Origin of the sequence: Aurantimonas litoralis (genome assembly GCF_026153195.1) — a bacterium.
Classification (GTDB): Bacteria; Pseudomonadota; Alphaproteobacteria; order Rhizobiales; family Rhizobiaceae; genus Aurantimonas; species Aurantimonas coralicida.
The window spans coordinates 1-15,376 of the sequence record NZ_JAPFBM010000012.1 but is presented as its reverse complement, the minus strand read 5'-3'; the positions used below and the strand labels follow the sequence as shown (position 1 = coordinate 15,376).

General features: G+C 61.2%; 9 protein-coding genes and 1 pseudogene. 4 read left to right on the top strand and 6 right to left on the bottom strand.

All coding sequences use genetic code 11. The features are described 5' to 3' along the window. Positions 1–25 precede the first annotated feature (25 nt). From N7I30_RS19400 to N7I30_RS19390, 3 genes are all read left to right on the top strand, one after another. The gene (locus N7I30_RS19400; protein WP_228240941.1) at positions 26–2,323 is read left to right on the top strand and encodes a cellulose biosynthesis cyclic di-GMP-binding regulatory protein BcsB; all 2,298 of its coding nucleotides are present in this window, start codon (positions 26–28) and stop codon (positions 2,321–2,323) included. After that, complete coding sequence (locus N7I30_RS19395) at positions 2,320–3,414, top strand: family 8 glycosyl hydrolase (protein WP_228240942.1); 1,095 nt, start codon at positions 2,320–2,322, stop codon at positions 3,412–3,414. The genes N7I30_RS19400 and N7I30_RS19395 overlap by 4 nt, the downstream gene beginning before the upstream one ends. A 224-nt stretch (positions 3,415–3,638) precedes the next feature. After that, the gene (locus N7I30_RS19390) at positions 3,639–5,510 is read left to right on the top strand and encodes a hypothetical protein (RefSeq protein WP_498640859.1); all 1,872 of its coding nucleotides are present in this window, start codon (positions 3,639–3,641) and stop codon (positions 5,508–5,510) included. Positions 5,511–5,854: 344 nt separating this feature from the next. On the opposite strand, the pseudogene N7I30_RS19385 reads toward N7I30_RS19390, so the two are convergent. From N7I30_RS19385 to N7I30_RS19365, 5 genes and pseudogenes are all read right to left on the bottom strand, one after another. Further along, positions 5,855–6,143 (bottom strand): annotated as a pseudogene (locus tag N7I30_RS19385) (IS66 family transposase); the annotation flags it as partial. A 17-nt stretch (positions 6,144–6,160) separates the two neighbouring features. After that, positions 6,161–7,492, bottom strand: a complete 1,332-nt coding sequence (locus tag N7I30_RS19380) for an HlyD family type I secretion periplasmic adaptor subunit (protein WP_228240944.1) — start codon at positions 7,490–7,492, stop codon at positions 6,161–6,163. Continuing rightward, a complete protein-coding gene (locus tag N7I30_RS19375; protein ID WP_081652029.1) occupies positions 7,489–9,600 on the bottom strand; it encodes a type I secretion system permease/ATPase in 2,112 nt (703 codons plus the stop codon). Before N7I30_RS19375 ends, N7I30_RS19380 begins: the two co-directional genes overlap by 4 nt. Then, a complete protein-coding gene (locus N7I30_RS19370; protein ID WP_491390145.1) occupies positions 9,597–11,531 on the bottom strand; it encodes a hypothetical protein in 1,935 nt (644 codons plus the stop codon). The genes N7I30_RS19375 and N7I30_RS19370 overlap by 4 nt, the downstream gene beginning before the upstream one ends. Before the next feature lie 82 nt (positions 11,532–11,613). Continuing rightward, positions 11,614–13,269 (bottom strand): midas domain-containing protein, encoded by a 1,656-nt coding sequence (locus tag N7I30_RS19365; RefSeq protein WP_024352419.1) that lies wholly within the window; start codon positions 13,267–13,269, stop codon positions 11,614–11,616. 330 nt (positions 13,270–13,599) lie between these two features. Between N7I30_RS19365 and N7I30_RS19360 the strand changes: the two genes are divergently transcribed. Further along, the gene (locus tag N7I30_RS19360; RefSeq protein ID WP_498640858.1) at positions 13,600–14,187 is read left to right on the top strand and encodes a hypothetical protein; all 588 of its coding nucleotides are present in this window, start codon (positions 13,600–13,602) and stop codon (positions 14,185–14,187) included. Here the strand turns inward: N7I30_RS19360 and N7I30_RS19355 are convergent. Continuing rightward, a complete protein-coding gene (locus N7I30_RS19355; RefSeq protein WP_162142678.1) occupies positions 14,128–14,637 on the bottom strand; it encodes a LuxR C-terminal-related transcriptional regulator in 510 nt (169 codons plus the stop codon). The two genes, N7I30_RS19360 and N7I30_RS19355, sit on opposite strands and share 60 nt — an antisense overlap. Between the last annotated feature and the right edge of the window lie 739 nt (positions 14,638–15,376).

Here is a 15,376-nt window from a genome sequence, read left to right as displayed (position 1 = left end):
CTCCAGGACCCTCCTGTCGACCACTATGCTGGCGGTCGCCAGCCTCGCCCCGCTCGCGGCATCCGCCCAGCCTGCCAACCCTTTCGCGGTTCCAGCGCCTGCCATCCCGGCCCCACCCGCGGCGGTTACGGCTCCTGCCAATCCAAGCGCATCCGCGACCCTGCGCAGGTTCAACGCAGGTTCGGCCGAACTGGCCTTCGCCGGCGAGCGCGTGGAACGGGCCTACCCGTTCTACGTCACGGCAGCGGAAACCGCCCAGGCGGCACAATTCGTCCTGTCCTATCAGAGCGCCGTCTCGATCATGCCCGAGACATCGCGAATGGCCGTCTTCATCAACGATCTGCCGGTCGGGGAAACGCAGCTCGGTCGCAGCGGTGAATTGTCGGTCACCATCCCGGCCGGTGTCTTACAGCCCGGCTATAACGGCATCCGCATCCTGGTCGATCAGCACCATCGCGTGGACTGCTCGATCGAGGGAACCTACGAATTGTGGACTCGGATCGCCCCGTCACTCAGCGGCCTCGACTTCGGAACCCCCTATGTAGAGCTCTCCTCGCTCGCCGACCTGCCGGCCATCGCCCGTACCGGGACGGACCGGATGGCGATCAATCTCGTGCAGAGTCCCGGCCGGATGGCGGACCTCGACCGCGCGATGAGCGTCCTTCAGGCTACCGTACTCTTGGCTGGTATCGATCGCCCCGCCGTCACCGTTTCTGGCAGCGCCGGGAGCGGCCCCGGCCTCGACATCATCATCGGCACACCGCCGGGTGGCGTGCCGCCGGCCTCGACGCGTCCGGCCGTTCAGGTCGCCCCGGACGTATCCCTGATCGCCCCCGAGGCGGGCGGCAGGGCGACCCTGCTCGTCGGCTCGCAGATCACCGGTGACATCGACAGGACGATCGCCGCGCTCGTCGAGGAGGCACGGTCGAACGCGCCGATGGGAACGGCAGCGGGCCTGAGGTCGCTGTCCATTCCCCAGGGCCAGACTGTCTCGTCCAAGACATCCATCCCGCTTGTCGACCTGGGGCTCGACACGCGAGAATTCGCCGGCCGGGCCTACCGCTCCGAAATTGCCTTTGACCTGCCCAGCGACTTCTACGCTGCAGACTACGACGCGGCACACATCACACTCGATGCGGCCTATGCTGCGGGCTTGTCGGAGGACGCCACGCTCATCGTCCGGGCAAATGGTCGGCAAGTGTCCTCACTGCCCCTGAGTTCGACCAGACAGGGACGCATCGAACAGCAGACGTTGAAGGTGCCGCTGAGCGCACTCCGACCGGGGCACAATCGCGTCACCTTCGAGGCGACGCTCCTGAGCGGCAGCGACGAAACCTGCGAACCCATCGCATCGATCAGCGATATGCCAGCCCGCTTCGTCATCGGCCCAGGCTCCGCCCTGCATCTGCCGCGCGTCGCGCAGATGGGTCACCTGCCCGATATGGCGGCCATGTCGGCAGGCCGAAGCGTAGCCGGCGACGAGAGCGAGACGCTGACGATCTATTCCACCGGCCTGAATGCGCCGGGCCTGGACGCGGCGGCAACTCTTCTGGCGCAGATCGCCGCCTCGTCCGGAAGCGTCCAGCCGGTGAAGGTCTCGCGCGACGTACCGATGGTCGCCTCGGGTGATCTCCTGGCCGTCGGCACATATGCCGATCTCCCGCCTGCTCTACTGGATCAGGTCGGGCTGGCTGTCCCGTCGAGGCTCGGAGCGAAGGCGGAGACGGACGGCACGCAGGCGTCGCTGTCGCAGGAGGAGGCGGGCGGAGCGGGGCTTGGCAACATCCGGATCGCCTCTTTTGCGGATGCCTTCGCTGCCCCCACCGACATCGCGTCCCGCATCGAGGAACTCGGCGGCTGGGTCGGTGGTCTCGTCAGTGCGCAGGCATCGAACTTTCTCGGCCTGGGCGAGAACGACGCCTTCACCAACAGCGGTGGTCACGTGCCGGAACCAGCCAGCAGGCTGGTCATGGCGCAGGCCGCCACGCCCGGAGATCGCCCCTATGCCTGGACGGTCGTCGCTGCAGCGGATGCCGCTACACTGACGGCCGGCGTCCAGACAATGGCTGCGGCAGCAAACTGGGCGCAGCTCGGTGGCGCCGTCACGGTCCTTCACGATGACGGCCAGGTGGTCTCCCACGACGCCAGCGAGGAGCGCCTCTACGAGACGCAACCGCGATCCTTCGGCAACCTGCGGCTGGTCTTCGCCGGCTGGCTGTCTCGCCATCTGCAGGCATATGTGCTGACGCTGATCCTTCTGGCCCTGATGCTCGGCATCTCAACGCGCCTGTTCCTGTCGCAGGTCGGAAACCGCGACCGATGAGATCGATCCTCACCCTTTGCGCTCTGGCGTCGCTGGTCCCCGCCATGACCTATCCTCCGGCCGCGCACGCCAACCCCGTCACGGCGACGTCTGCCGCACCCGAGGTCCTGCCGGCCGACTATATCGTCGGGTCGTGGCAGCTCTATCGTAGCCTCTTCATGTCCGCCGAAGGGCGGATCATCGACCGTGAAAACGGCTCGATCAGCCACAGCGAAGGCCAGGGCTACGGCATGCTGATCGCCGTTGCCGCAGGCGATCGCCAGAGCTTCGATGCCCTGTGGGACTGGACCGAACGCGAACTGATGGTGCGGGACGATAATTTGGCGGCGTGGAAATGGGATCCGGCCGCCTCGCCCCACGTCACCGACCCCAACAACGCCACGGACGGGGACATCCTGATCGCTTGGGCGCTGCTGCGAGCCTGGAAGCTCTGGGGCGTCAGGGATCATCTGCGCGAGGCTCGCGCCATCGTGGGCGACGTGGTGGCGCTTGCCACGACCGACAGTCGCTACGGCACGGTTCTGCTGCCTGGTGTCCAGGGGTTCACCGTCGAGGACAGCGCCGACGGGCCGGTCGTCAACATGTCTTACTGGGTGTTTCCCGCAATCGCGGAGCTCGGAGAGACAATGCCCGAATTCAAGGCGCTGAACCTCGCAGCGAGCGGCTTCGCGCTGCTGCATGCGATCGACGCCACACCTGAGAAGATCCCGTCCGACTGGACGGGGATCGGCGGTGAGGTTCCGCACCCGGCGGCGGCCTTCGCTCCGACCTTTGGCTACAACGCCGTCCGGATCCCGCTCTACGTCGCTTGGCAGACGAACACCGAACCGCAACTGCTCGAGAGCCTTCAGCGGGCCTGGGGCGACGAAGGCCGCAGCGGTCTGGCGGTGCTCGACGTGACCACCGGGACGCCGATCGAGCCGATGGTCTCGCCGGGCTACGACGCAATCCTCGACGTCATCGCGTGCAGCTTGGGCCAGAGCAATTCGGCGCGTCGCGCGAAAGCGTTCGAGCCGTCAACCTATTATGCCAGCACGCTTCACATTCTCAGCCTGATGGCCCTCTCAGAAAGGTATTCCGAATGCTTCTGACGAGATCCTGCGGACTTGCGTCCGTCGCCTTTCTCACCGCCATGCTGGTCGCTCCCGTGTCGGCCGAATCCGATTCCGCGACTCCCGGGAGCCTGTCGTTCGGACTGTCTACGGGGGCCACCGCACCAGGCGCATCCGCTCCCGATGAGAATGCAGCGCCTCCCGTATCGAGCCGCAGTGGCGACATCCTGCGAACCTTCTATCCGCAGATCGACGCCGGTGCGATGGCCCCTGCTCCAGCCGGCCTCGCGCCGACCGGTGTCGCACAGACCGGCGGCACGGCTGCCGCCAATCCGTTCGCCATCCCTGCTCCGGTCACGGCGCCGGCAGCCGTGGCCGTCGCCCCAAATCCATTCGTCGTGCCCCCGTCAGCGACCACTGGCGCCCCCACCGATGCGACGCATCGGAACCGTCCGGCTTTTTCCATCGACGGAGGCACCGACGCCCAGACCGGATCGGGCGACAGGAGCGGGATCGACGAGAGTGCGCTGCGCTACTATGCGGAGCAGCGCAATCTCGAGCGGGTCGGCGCCGAAATCCGTCGCCTGAAGACGCTGTATCCGGCCTGGACCCCTCCCGCCGATTTGTTCGCTCCCAAGAGCGATGTCGACGAACAGCCGCTCTGGGACCTGTTCGCGGCCGGCCGCTTCGCTGAGGTGCGTAGCAGGATCGCGACCTACCAGGCGCAGCATCCGACCTATCGACCGTCGGCGGATCTAGCGACCAAGCTCGACGATGCCGACGCCCGCCAACGGATCAAGGCGGCTTTCGAGGCCGGTGACTGGTCATCGTCGCTCGCTGCTGCCCGGGAGCGTCCGTCGCTTCTGGTCTGTGCGGAAATGGATGTCCTGTGGCAGGTCGGGGAAGCCTTCGCCCGATCCGGCGATCTGGCTCGTGCCTTCGATCTCTACGGCTACGTTCTGACCACATGCGACAATCCCGGCGAACGCCTCGCCACGATGCAAAAGGCGGCCCTGCTGTTGCCGCAGAAGGGCGTCGATGCCCTGATCACCTTCGGCGGAACCTTGGCGAACGGATCGCGCGAGTTCGACGGCATTCGCTTCCAGAAGCTGCGTGCCGAGATCGGCGAAGAGATCGCCGCCGGACAGAAACGCTCGCGCGTGTCCGCGAACGACCTTCAGGCCTACGAGCGTTTCGCCAAGGCGACGCTCTCGGCCGAGGATGCCAGCCTCCTGGGCTGGTACCATTACAATCTCCAGCGGTTTGACATGGCCAAGGACTGGTTCAGCCTTGCCTCCGACATCGAGCCCAACCCGAAGCATCTGGAGGGGTATGTCCTCTCGCTGCGCAATCTGGACGAACTCGATACGGCCGAAGATCTGGCCTATCGCGAGTACGAGGACTCGCCCGAACTGGCGAAGATCTATGTCGAGCTGGTGGCCGACAGGATGAACGATCCAGCGGTCGCGGCGGATCTGTCCGTTGCCGATCTCGGTCGTTTCCAGACCGTGGTCGAGGATACACGTTCGGCCCTCGGCGCCCAGACGCTGGGCTGGCACCTTCTGGAAGACGACAAGATCGACGAGGCCGGAACCTGGTTCGAGAAGTCGGTGGATTGGGACGTCACCGAAGAGGGCGTTCTCGGCCTCGCGGTCGTGGCCAGCCGGACCAAGAACAACGCCGGTCTGAAGCAGATCAAGGCCCGGTACGGCGACGAATTCGCCACGCTCGCCGAGATCGAGGAATACGCCCCTCCCGCCCGCGTCGTGTCGTACCGGCCGGGCAGGTCGGCTGCATCGCCGTCGCGCGGAACGCGGCGGGCACGGTCTGGCGGCGGCGGCGACAAGCTGATGCGGCAGGCCAACCAGCAGTTCCAGGCAGGCGACTACAATGGCGCTCTGGCGACCCTCAACAAGCGAGAGGCACGAAGCGGCAAGTCCTACGGCGCCGAGGTGCTGAAGGGCTGGGTCAACATCAAACTCCGGCGTTGGGACGAAGCCGACCGCATCTTCCGGAACCAGGACAAGAAGCGCTCCACACGAGACACACGCTTCGGCATCGGTGCGGTTGCGAACTCGAAATACGGGATGTGGCCGGAGAACCAGAACAACTGCAAGGTCCGGTTCAAATGCTAGATCGTCGGGGGCCGATCACTTTCCGGCGGGAATTTATGTCATTTAACCGCACGGACAATCGTGTTGCATTCGAAAGGACGAAAGAACGGGATGCCTTCGTCAACGTTTTGAGAATTGGACTATTACTCAATTGGCTCCGTTTCAGGCCGCTGCGGTGCAAATCCATATGGTTTTTGAGAAGCTGGTCAAGAGCATCAGACAGCGATGCTCGGTACCGAGCGAACCGGCATTAGGTAGCAAATGCCACCGATGGCGTTCTAACTAACTAGAAAACGAGGATCTTGCGGCCGACCTCTCTGGCAGCAAGATGATCGGCGTCGTCAGACTTCGTGGAGACGCCTTTTCTCCTGGCGGATGGCCAGGCGATCATGGGCGGACAGGCCGTTGACGGCGCGCTCGATATCGAACAGGGCATTGATCCGCTTCACTGCCTCCAGGGCCATGGGCGAGATCGGCGCGGCGTTCTTTCCTCGCCGGGCGCTTTGGGCGATGTCGGCAAGCTCGAAGAACTTGCGGCGCGCGTAGCTCCAGCACAGCGCCTGGGTCAGCGGCTTCGGACTTCGCTCAGTGGCATAGAGGCGCCCCAAAGCTCGACTAGGCGTCGGCCTGGAGAATGCCGGTCCAGCCCGTCAAGGGACCGTTCCAGCTTTTCACTTCTCTCGGAATGCCCGGCTCATGGAATCGTTGATCGGCTTAATAAGATATTCGAGGAACGTGCGCGATGAAGTCTCGATGAAGACATCTGCCGGCATGCCAGGCGTTATCTTCAGCTGCGCGACCCGTTGACGCTGAGCTGGCCCGAGGGCAATGCGAGCGATATAAACGTTCTCGTTCCGGCCAGCTCGGGGATCGGAAACGGTATCGGCCGATACATAGACTAGTTCGCCTCGAAGCTGCGGGGTCGTGCGCTGATTGAAACTCATCAGGCGCACGGATGCATGCTGCCCGACTCTCACGTCGTCGACATCATGTGGATCGATCACCGTCTCGATCAGGAGTTTTTCACCATCCGGCAGGATTTCGGCAATCGTGCTTCCCGCCTCGATGACGCCTCCCGACGTATGATAGTTCATCTTGACCAGAATGCCCGACACCGGAGAGCGAACGTCGACGCGGCCAAGCACGGAACGGGCGTTCATCAGCTGCTCGTGGATATCGTCAATATCGGCGAAGACCGTTTGCACTTCGTCCGCCGCCTTCTGACGGAATTCTTTGTGAACCTGCTCGATCTGACCGTTCAGCCGCTCGATCTGGCTTTGGAAGTCGCCGATATCGCTCTCGATCTTCCCCATTAGACCCTCCACCTCGGCCGCGGCCCGCTCGATGGTGAAGAGATCGGATCGGCGGTACAGGCCTTGATCGAGCAGCTTCTTCTTGCCGACATACTCCTCGGCGATCAGCACCTTTTGACGCTCCGCCGACTTTTTCTGCGCTTGAGCGCCCCTCAGCCGAGCGTCGAGGGAATCCCGGTTGCGTTCGACGATCGCAACGGATCCTTCCAGACCGGCAAGATCGGCGTGGAAAACGCTATTCTGTGCCGCGATTATGCGTTCCTTCTCGGAACTGTCTTCGGCTTCGACCCGGATCCCCGAGAAGTTGACCTCCTTGTCACCGCGCATCATCGCCTGGAGGCGGGCACTCTTGGCCTGCAGCAAGGCGAGCCGCAGGGACAGGCGCCGGACATCCATGCGGGGTCGGGTTTCATCAAGAAGGACCAGCGTCTGACCTTTTGTCACATGCTCGCCTTCCGCGACGAGAATGCGGTCGATGATGCCACCTTCGAGGTGCTGGACCTGTTTGTTGCGTCCAGTCACCATGAACGATCCGGGCGCGACGATGGCGGCGGACAATGGCGCCGTGCCCGCCCAGGAGCCAAATCCACCAAAAATCACCAGCGCGATCGCGGTCCCGCCCAGAACCGCCCCCCGGATCGAACGGGGTACGTCCTGATACCATTCCTCGATGACGGGCTTTTTCGTCATGCGCTGATCCTCCCATTGTCAGACGCCGGCGCCTGCTTTCGCCCGGTGATCGCTGCCAGCATCTTCGATCGCTCCCCAATCGCCGCGACCGCGCCATTTTCCACAACCATGATCCGGTCGACATGCTGGAGAAGGGAATGACGCTGGGTGATCGCAACAATCGTCGTGCCTTTCTCGCGGGCGCGTTTCATGGCGTCCGCAAGCGCCTTCTCGCCGGCGGTGTCGAGATTGGAGTTGGGCTCGTCGAGAACGACGAGGCGCGGATTGCCGAAGAATGCTCGGGCAAGGCCGATCCGCTGTTTCTGCCCTCCGGACAAGGGAGCACCATCGACGGCGATGAGGGTCTCGTACCCCTGCGGGAACGAAGCGACGAGTTCGTGGATGCCAGCCAGCGCCGCGGCCTCGTAGACGTCCTCGTCAGAAGCGTCGTCGCGCATGCGGCCGATATTGGCCTTGATCGAGGCAGGGAACAGCTGCACGTCCTGAGGGAGGTAGCCGATGTTCTCCCCCAGTTGCCGCTGATCCCAGTTCCTGAGATCCATCATATCGAGCTTTACGTTGCCGGCTGTTGGCGAAAAGCTGGCGACCAGCATCTTGCCCAGCGTTGTCTTGCCGGCTCCGGACGAGCCGATGATGCCGAGCTGCTCTCCGGGCTTCAGAGAGAAGGAGATGCCGTTGAGGACCACCTTCTTGGTAGTCTGCGGCACATAGAGAAGCCGCTCGACATCGAGGCGCCCTTGCGGAGACGGCAGGCGCAGGCGATCGATATTCAGGGGCGAATTGATGAGAAGTCCTGTAATCCGGCCCCACGATGACCGACACTGGGACCAGTGACGCCACCCCTCGATCGTTCCCTCGACAGGTGCCAGGGCGCGACTGCCAATGATCGAGGACGCGATGACCATGCCGCCCGTCAGGTGGCCGTCCAGAGCTAGATAGGCACCCCAGCCAAGCATGGAGACTTGAGTCAGGAGGCGGGCGCCACGCGACAAGCCGGAAAGCCAGGTGTTGCGGTCCTGTCCGATGGTCTGCGATTTGAGTGACGCGGCATTGTCCCGCCCCCACATCTTCACGGCTTCCGGAATCATGCCGAGAGCATTGACGATCTGCGCGTTCCGAGCCAGCGCATCGAGCGTCATGTTCGACCGGGCGGTGAAGCCGGAGGAATCCGAGAACGGCATGGAGGTCATCTTCCGATTGACCCAGGCGATCAGGAGAAGCACTACGATCGCCACGCAGACGATCATGCCGAGATGCGGGTGGATGATCATGACCGCCAGCACGAACAGCGGTGCCAATGGAGCGTCGAGCATTGCGATCAGGGTGGGCCCGGTCAGGAAGCTGCGAATATGCTGCAGATCGCCGAGGATCTGGAAGTCCTTGCCACTGCCGCCGATCGAACTGCGGGCTGCGGCCGACAGGACAGGCGACCCGAGGGTCGATTCCACCTGCACGGCCGTTCGCATGAGGATCGTCCGCCGGCAGGTATCGAGGAGAACCTGACCGATAACAGCACCGACGACCACGATGGTCAGCATGACCAGCGTGTCGGTCGAACGCGACGTCAGGACACGATCAGAAATCTGGAAGAGGTAAAGCGGGATCGCAAGGACCAGACAGTTCACCAAGAGGGTGAAGGCGATGACAAAAATCATGTTGCGCCGGATTGAAGCACGGGCCTGATGGACCGCAAGCCGAAAGTTGACCGAACTCTGCTTGGCAACGAGGGGCGGCTTGACCGGTATTTTGCGCCCCTCCCCGTCGTCGCCGCTTATCTCAGAGCGGATTTCCGCGGAATTCGGCTCCATCTCGATGACCGGCTTGGCCGAAGGTGGCTCTGGCTCTATCAGGCGTTCAGCTCTTGCCTGTCGCTGCCTATCGCCTTTGCTGCCCTCTCCGTCGAGTCTGGCATCTGATGATACCCCTTGCGGCGGCTTAGCGTCAGGTACCTCTATTGGGACTGGGGCATCGTTTAGTAAGTATTCTCGGATCTCCTCTTCCATTTCTCGTATAATGCGTTCTACTCCCGCTTGCCTCTCGGCTCTCGGACGCGTGGCATGTCTATCGTGCGCACCATCCATAAGACGCCCCCTCGAAGCTATATTCATGCTGTTATTCCGCCGAGGCCGTCATGGTACCCGGCGGCAAAGTCGGCGCCCGGAATATACCTGCCCGATGCCAAACCTTCAGCGTCATCTTCGTCGGTAGACGTGGTGAAGGCGATGACCTCTGGTGCCAACGTATGCGTGTCGAATGTCTGGATGCCTTCAGGGTCATCGGCGATGATATCGGCTTGGATGAGCATCGACTGGGAGTAATATTCACCGTCGAGATACCGAATGAGGCTCACGTCATCGATATCGAGGATCGTCGCCGCGTTAATCGCCGCGTTGGCGCCGGTCGACACCTCCCAGTGCAGGGGAAGGCCTACGTCGTGCGACAGCGTATCCGCAACGTCTGCCATAACCCGGATGGTGTCGGAATCGTCGAGGATCGAAACCTGGTCGACGATGTTCATCTCGTAGACGTCGCCGTCGAGATAGAGAACCTCGAGGTTGGAGTGTGCGAGAAAGGACAGTTCAGCACCGGGTCCGTCGCCAGCCGGCTGGCCGTTCATCATACGGCCAACGAGATCCCGGATGTCGTCTCCCATCCGTGAGAAATCGACCGATCCGTAATTGACGATGGCACCGTAATTGGCGACCAGATTGCCGCCGGCCGTTCCGGACATGCCCGTCACGCCGGCCTGGTTATCGATCGTGTCATCGTCCGACAGCACGACGACCTGACGCAGGAAATTGCCTTCGAACACGCTGCCGCCGATGATGACGATGTCGTACATCCCGTACAGATCGGTGATGTCGAACGAGTTGACCCCAAGATTGCCGCCGGCCTCGAAGATCGCTTCATGATGGACAGCTGTCAGAACCACGCTGTCGCCATCGAGGACGACCTGCATTTGGGCCATGTAATTGACGACCTTCAGATCGGCATGGATCACGTTGATCGTGTAGTTCACCGGGAACGGAAAATCTGCGCTGACCGGGGCCGGACCGGGGAAGAGATCGATACGCTCAAATGTGGCGATGTTGTAAGCGTTGTCGACCGAAGCGGTCATGCCGGCGGCATCGGTTTGCGTCCCGGTGCGCACGATGAATTGCGAGATCGAATTCGTTTCGTGCCAGTCCCCCGTCACCACGGAGACAGGCGCAAGCGTGCTGAAATTGGTCAGGACCCCTTCGTTGACGACGGTATTCCCGCCGGTCGTCAGGGTTGCCGTGCCGTCTTCCGACTCCGGCACCTCCTGCAGGGCCTTGGTCATCGCGAAGATGTCCGGCGCCTTCTCACCTTCTGCAAGAAGGCGGCCGTTGACGTAGACCCCGTCATGCTCGCTCGCCAGCGGATCGTGCCCGGCTCCTTGCGAAGAGACGGTTAGCGTGTCCCGCATGTCTGCGACCGTGTCCGGCAATTTCGGCGCGGGGGCGAGGGTCGGGGCCAGGGTGACCATCTCCCGGAATGTCTGGGCGATGGATTCGACGAATTCGGCGTCCGGGCCGTCCCCCATGATGAGCGTGTCGCGATCGTCGAGGAAATGCACCTGGTGATAGACCGATAGGATCGATCCAATCCAACCCGGCTCGTAGGAGATCTCGTAGCTCCATTCGACCGAAAGGCTCCCGCTCGATTCGACCGAAAAGCTCAAGCTCGGCGTGCTCTCCGTAACCCCGTAATCCGGCCGGTCGAGAAAGCTGATCTCCGGAACGCTGACGTTGATCGGGTCGGGCCCTTGCACCGGCCGGGTGAAGGCGTCTCTCAGACGAAAGACGTCGTTCTCCATCTCGATCTGACCGGGCATCAGCCGAGTATAAAGGAAACCGTCGACCCGCACATCTCCCAGCGTACCGATCGGATCAAGCTGCAATTTCGGGAAGGGAGCCGTGGCACCGCCGTAATCGACGTCCCGCCATTGTTCGACCAGGGGAATGAGCTTCAGGCCAACGAAGCGGGAGATGATCTCTTCTGATGTCGAGAGAAACATGGGTCCAGCGTCCTGGTCAGAGGCCTTTCAGAAAGAAGGTCCGGGGGCGGATTCCGCCCCCGGACCAGTTCGAAGACTAGGATCAGGCGTGATCGCCGTAGACGTCCTCGGCATCGCCGCCGCCCACGACGGTCATGTCGACCGTGGTGTACTGGACGTTGGCGCCCTGCGAGATGGCCTGGGTGAAGGCCTCGTGGCCAGCCGAAGCACCCGACAGGGCATCCGCGGAGGCCTCGATGTCCGAGCCATCGCCCGCCGTCGAGATCGAGCCGTTCCCGGTGGTGGCATTCCCACCGTCGGTGTTGTCGGCATTCATCGACCACTCACCGCTACCCGTCGCCATGTTCATGCTGACATTCGGGTTGGAGACGTCGTCGCGATCGTCCATCGTCAGCGCCTGGTCGATGGAGAAGGCATTGCCGTCGCCCATCATGCCGATCGAACCATCGGAAGCGAAGAGGCCATCGCCGCCGATCGTGCCGACCAAGGTGGCGACGTTGCCGGCGATGCTGTCGATATCGATGACATCGTCGTCGCTGTTGAACGAATTGGCCCAGCTCTGGTCCGCCGAGTTCAGCGAGTCCTCGATACCGACGGCGACATTGGTCGAATTGTCGTTGCCGCTGTCGGTCATCTGCGAGTTGTCGGTGTTGAACGAGTCGGTCAGATCGACGTCCACGTTAGTCGACTGATCCGAGCTGTCGTTGAACGAATCCGCGAAGTCGACCGAGTTGTCGTCGTTATCCTGGAAGGAATCGGCGATCTCGACGGTGACGTCCGTGGATGTCTCGGAGTTGTCGTTGTTGGAGTCGTTGGTCGAGTTGTCGGCCTTGTTGTTGAAGGCGTCTTCCAGTGCAACGTCGACATTGGTCGAATTGTCGTCGTTATCCTGGAAGGAATCCTCGATGCCGACGTTGGTGGAGTTGTCGTCGTTATCTTGGAAGGAATCCTCGATGCCGACGTCGACATTGGTCGAATTGTCGTTGTCGCTATCGTTCGTCGAATTGTTGGAGTTGTCCGAGCTGTCCTTGAAGGCATCGGCGACGGCCAGGTTGGTCGAGTTGTCGTCGTTGTCCTGGAAGGAGTCTTCGATCCCGACATTCGTCGAGTTGTCGTTACCGCTATCGTCCACGGAATTGTCGTTGAACGAGTCGGCGACCGCCAGATCGACCTCAAGGGAATTGTCCGAGTTGTCCTGGAAGGAGTCCTCGATCCCGACATCGGTCGAATTGTCGTTGCCGCTGTCATTCGTCGAGTTGTTGTTTAGGCTGTCTTCGATGCCGACCGAGATATCGTCATCGGTCGAATTGTCGGTGGAATTGTCGGAGTTGTCCTGGAATGAATCCTCGATCCCGACGGCCAGATTGTCCGAGTTGTCGGTCTGCGAATTGTCATTTAGGCTGTCCTCGAACCCGACGGCGATATCGTCATCGGTGGAGTTGTCGGTGTTCGTCGAGTTGTCGTTGCCGGAGTTGGCGACGGATTCGTCGTTGAAGGAGTCCTCCAGGTCGACATTCAGCGAGTCGTCGGAATTGTCCTGAAACGAGTCCTCGATGCCGACATTGGTCGTGTCGTCATCGGACGAGTTGTCGTTTAGGCTGTCCTCGAACCCGACTTCCAGCGTATCGGAATTGTCGGTGGAGTTGTCGTTGTTCGAACCTTCCGTCACCTGGCTGTTCTGATAGGCATCGCCCAGCACGGCTGCGTTCAGGTTGCGGTCATTGTTGTCGACTGCCATTGTCTTGTTCCATCGATTGCGCGACCGAAAACGTCCATCCAATATCTACTGGATCGGCACGCGGGGTCGCGGTGCTTCAGGAAGCCTCCTACAAAGGAGACTGGCTATTTGCGGCCGTTGCGCTAGTGGGCTGGCAATCGCCAGGCGTGACCGCAGCTCCTGGGTCCCCAGAAGATCATCGGGTTTTCTTGTTACCCTCTGATCCGATTACCCTGCGTTAATTATACGCGCTCTGTCTTGTCGGGAATAGCCCCATACATGTCGGAAAAAACCCGACGCTACATATAGGAAAGCATACTGCACCGCGAAAACACAGCAGGAGTAAACCCTATGAAACCTGCAGACCCAAAAGACAGGAACCCGCCGTCGGTCGGCGTCGTTTATCGCTCGATCGGCGAGTTCACCTGCGCTTTTTCCAATAATGAGAGCGTCTTAGCCCTCCTTATCGAAATCCTTTTGCGATCCGACCGGGCCGGAGCAATTCTAGTGTTCGGGACGCTGAACACCACTCGGGCGCGGATCGACCTCCTTCGTCGCCTGACGCGAGCGCGCCTAGTCCGTGAGCCAGAGCTTCTAAAAGAGACGGAAGGGCTGCTGTCGGCTTTCGAGAAGGCCACGAGATTCCGCAACGACATCCTGCATGCAATGTACGTCTACGACATCAACGAGAAAACCATTGTTGAAACACAGGCCATGCGGATCGACGAACGCCGCGCTACCGTATCATATGGGAAATCCCGTCCGATGGATGGTGCGCGGATTGCTGCAATCGGACGTGAGGTGGAGAAGCTGAATACATGGAACCGCTCAATGTGGACCCATATTAGTAAGATCACCGCGGCCATTGAGACGAAAATGTCAGTGGGTGAAAGCGAACCAGCCAACGTGGTTGGCGAAGGCCACGATCTGCGCTCGTGACTCCAGTTGCATCTTTGCAGCGCCACGGGTCTTGTAAGTCTCAACTGATTTCTGGCTGAGATTGAGGTCTCTCGCAATCTCCTTGGCGCTAAAGCCGTAAGCGACGCGTTTTAGGACCTCGATCTCCCGCGGGGTGAGTTTGGGCACGGAGTCGACGACGAGTGTAGGATCCATCTCTGAACCCGCCGTGCCTATGCCGACTATCCCCTTCACCAGTATGGGATCGAGATAGTGTTCTCCGGCAAGGACCGTTATAACGGCCCGGACCAGCTCCTCCGCCGTCGTCGAGGCAAGAATATATCCGGAAGCCTTGGCCTCGAACGCCTTCTTTACCAGATAGGGCTGATCGTACGGACTGATGACCAGGACCTTCGGCGCTACGTCTGCGCATCGCGCGAAGCGTGTGAGTTCGACGACGCTGGTTCGAGCACCGGAGATGTCCGCGACCATCAGGGTGGGTTTTTGCGTTGTGATGATAAGGTTCGCACTGTCGGAGTCGCTCGCCTCCAAAACCCGGAGACCTGCTGTTCGGGGATCTTCCCTAAGCGCTTGCGCAAGCCCAAGACGGAAGCATGGTTGCGGAACGAAAAGAAGAATGCAAATTTGATCGGACAATTGTTAGTTCTCCTTGCGAGCCTCCCCAACCAATGCCCCTTACCGCTCTTTGCACCCCTTAATATTCGCTTATCATATCCATACTCCGTCACGCTACCTACCTAAGGGAATGTCGAGAAGGTGTGTCAACGTCGGAGCAATGGTCTGCGCCCACTGAAGTTTTCTAATCGCATGGGTCAAGGGTCGTTTGTAACGTAAGTGCATACGCCGGGCTTCTTGGTTCTCTCCGCGGTCGATCTCGATGGTCGCCGCATGTTGGCGTCAGATGGTGGATCAGCCAAAGTGGTCCTCGCAGTCTCGCAGTCACCGGTTTGGCACTGCATTCAGAGGGTCGGCCTAATCCGCGCCATACGTCCCGGCGGGGACGCATCCGTTGGTCAGTCTGGCAGCATTTCGGTCATCATGCTGTCACTTGGCTCCAACGGAATGGGGTGTCTGTTTTCCACATGGCGTGGAGGATGCAGGCGATCTTTCTGGCTACGGCGATGCGCGCCTTCTGACCTGAGACCCCAATCTCCTCCGGTTTGAGGGAGAGTCCTGAGTTTCGTTCTTGGCCTTAAGCGGCCTGTGTTTC

Excerpts from the sequence above, each read along its gene's own strand:
- N7I30_RS19400 (WP_228240941.1), top strand. The coding sequence starts at position 26 with ATGCTGGCGGTCGCCAGCCTCGCCCCGCTCGCGGCATCCGCCCAGCCT.
- N7I30_RS19390 (WP_498640859.1), top strand. The coding sequence starts at position 3,639 with ATGGCCCCTGCTCCAGCCGGCCTCGCGCCGACCGGTGTCGCACAGACC.
- N7I30_RS19360 (WP_498640858.1), top strand. The coding sequence starts at position 13,600 with ATGAAACCTGCAGACCCAAAAGACAGGAACCCGCCGTCGGTCGGCGTC.
- N7I30_RS19365 (WP_024352419.1), bottom strand. The coding sequence starts at position 13,269 with ATGGCAGTCGACAACAATGACCGCAACCTGAACGCAGCCGTGCTGGGC.
- N7I30_RS19395 (WP_228240942.1), top strand. The coding sequence starts at position 2,320 with ATGAGATCGATCCTCACCCTTTGCGCTCTGGCGTCGCTGGTCCCCGCC.
- N7I30_RS19370 (WP_491390145.1), bottom strand. The coding sequence starts at position 11,531 with ATGTTTCTCTCGACATCAGAAGAGATCATCTCCCGCTTCGTTGGCCTG.
- N7I30_RS19375 (WP_081652029.1), bottom strand. The coding sequence starts at position 9,600 with ATGAATATAGCTTCGAGGGGGCGTCTTATGGATGGTGCGCACGATAGA.
- N7I30_RS19380 (WP_228240944.1), bottom strand. The coding sequence starts at position 7,492 with ATGACGAAAAAGCCCGTCATCGAGGAATGGTATCAGGACGTACCCCGT.
- N7I30_RS19355 (WP_162142678.1), bottom strand. The coding sequence starts at position 14,637 with ATGGTCGCGGACATCTCCGGTGCTCGAACCAGCGTCGTCGAACTCACA.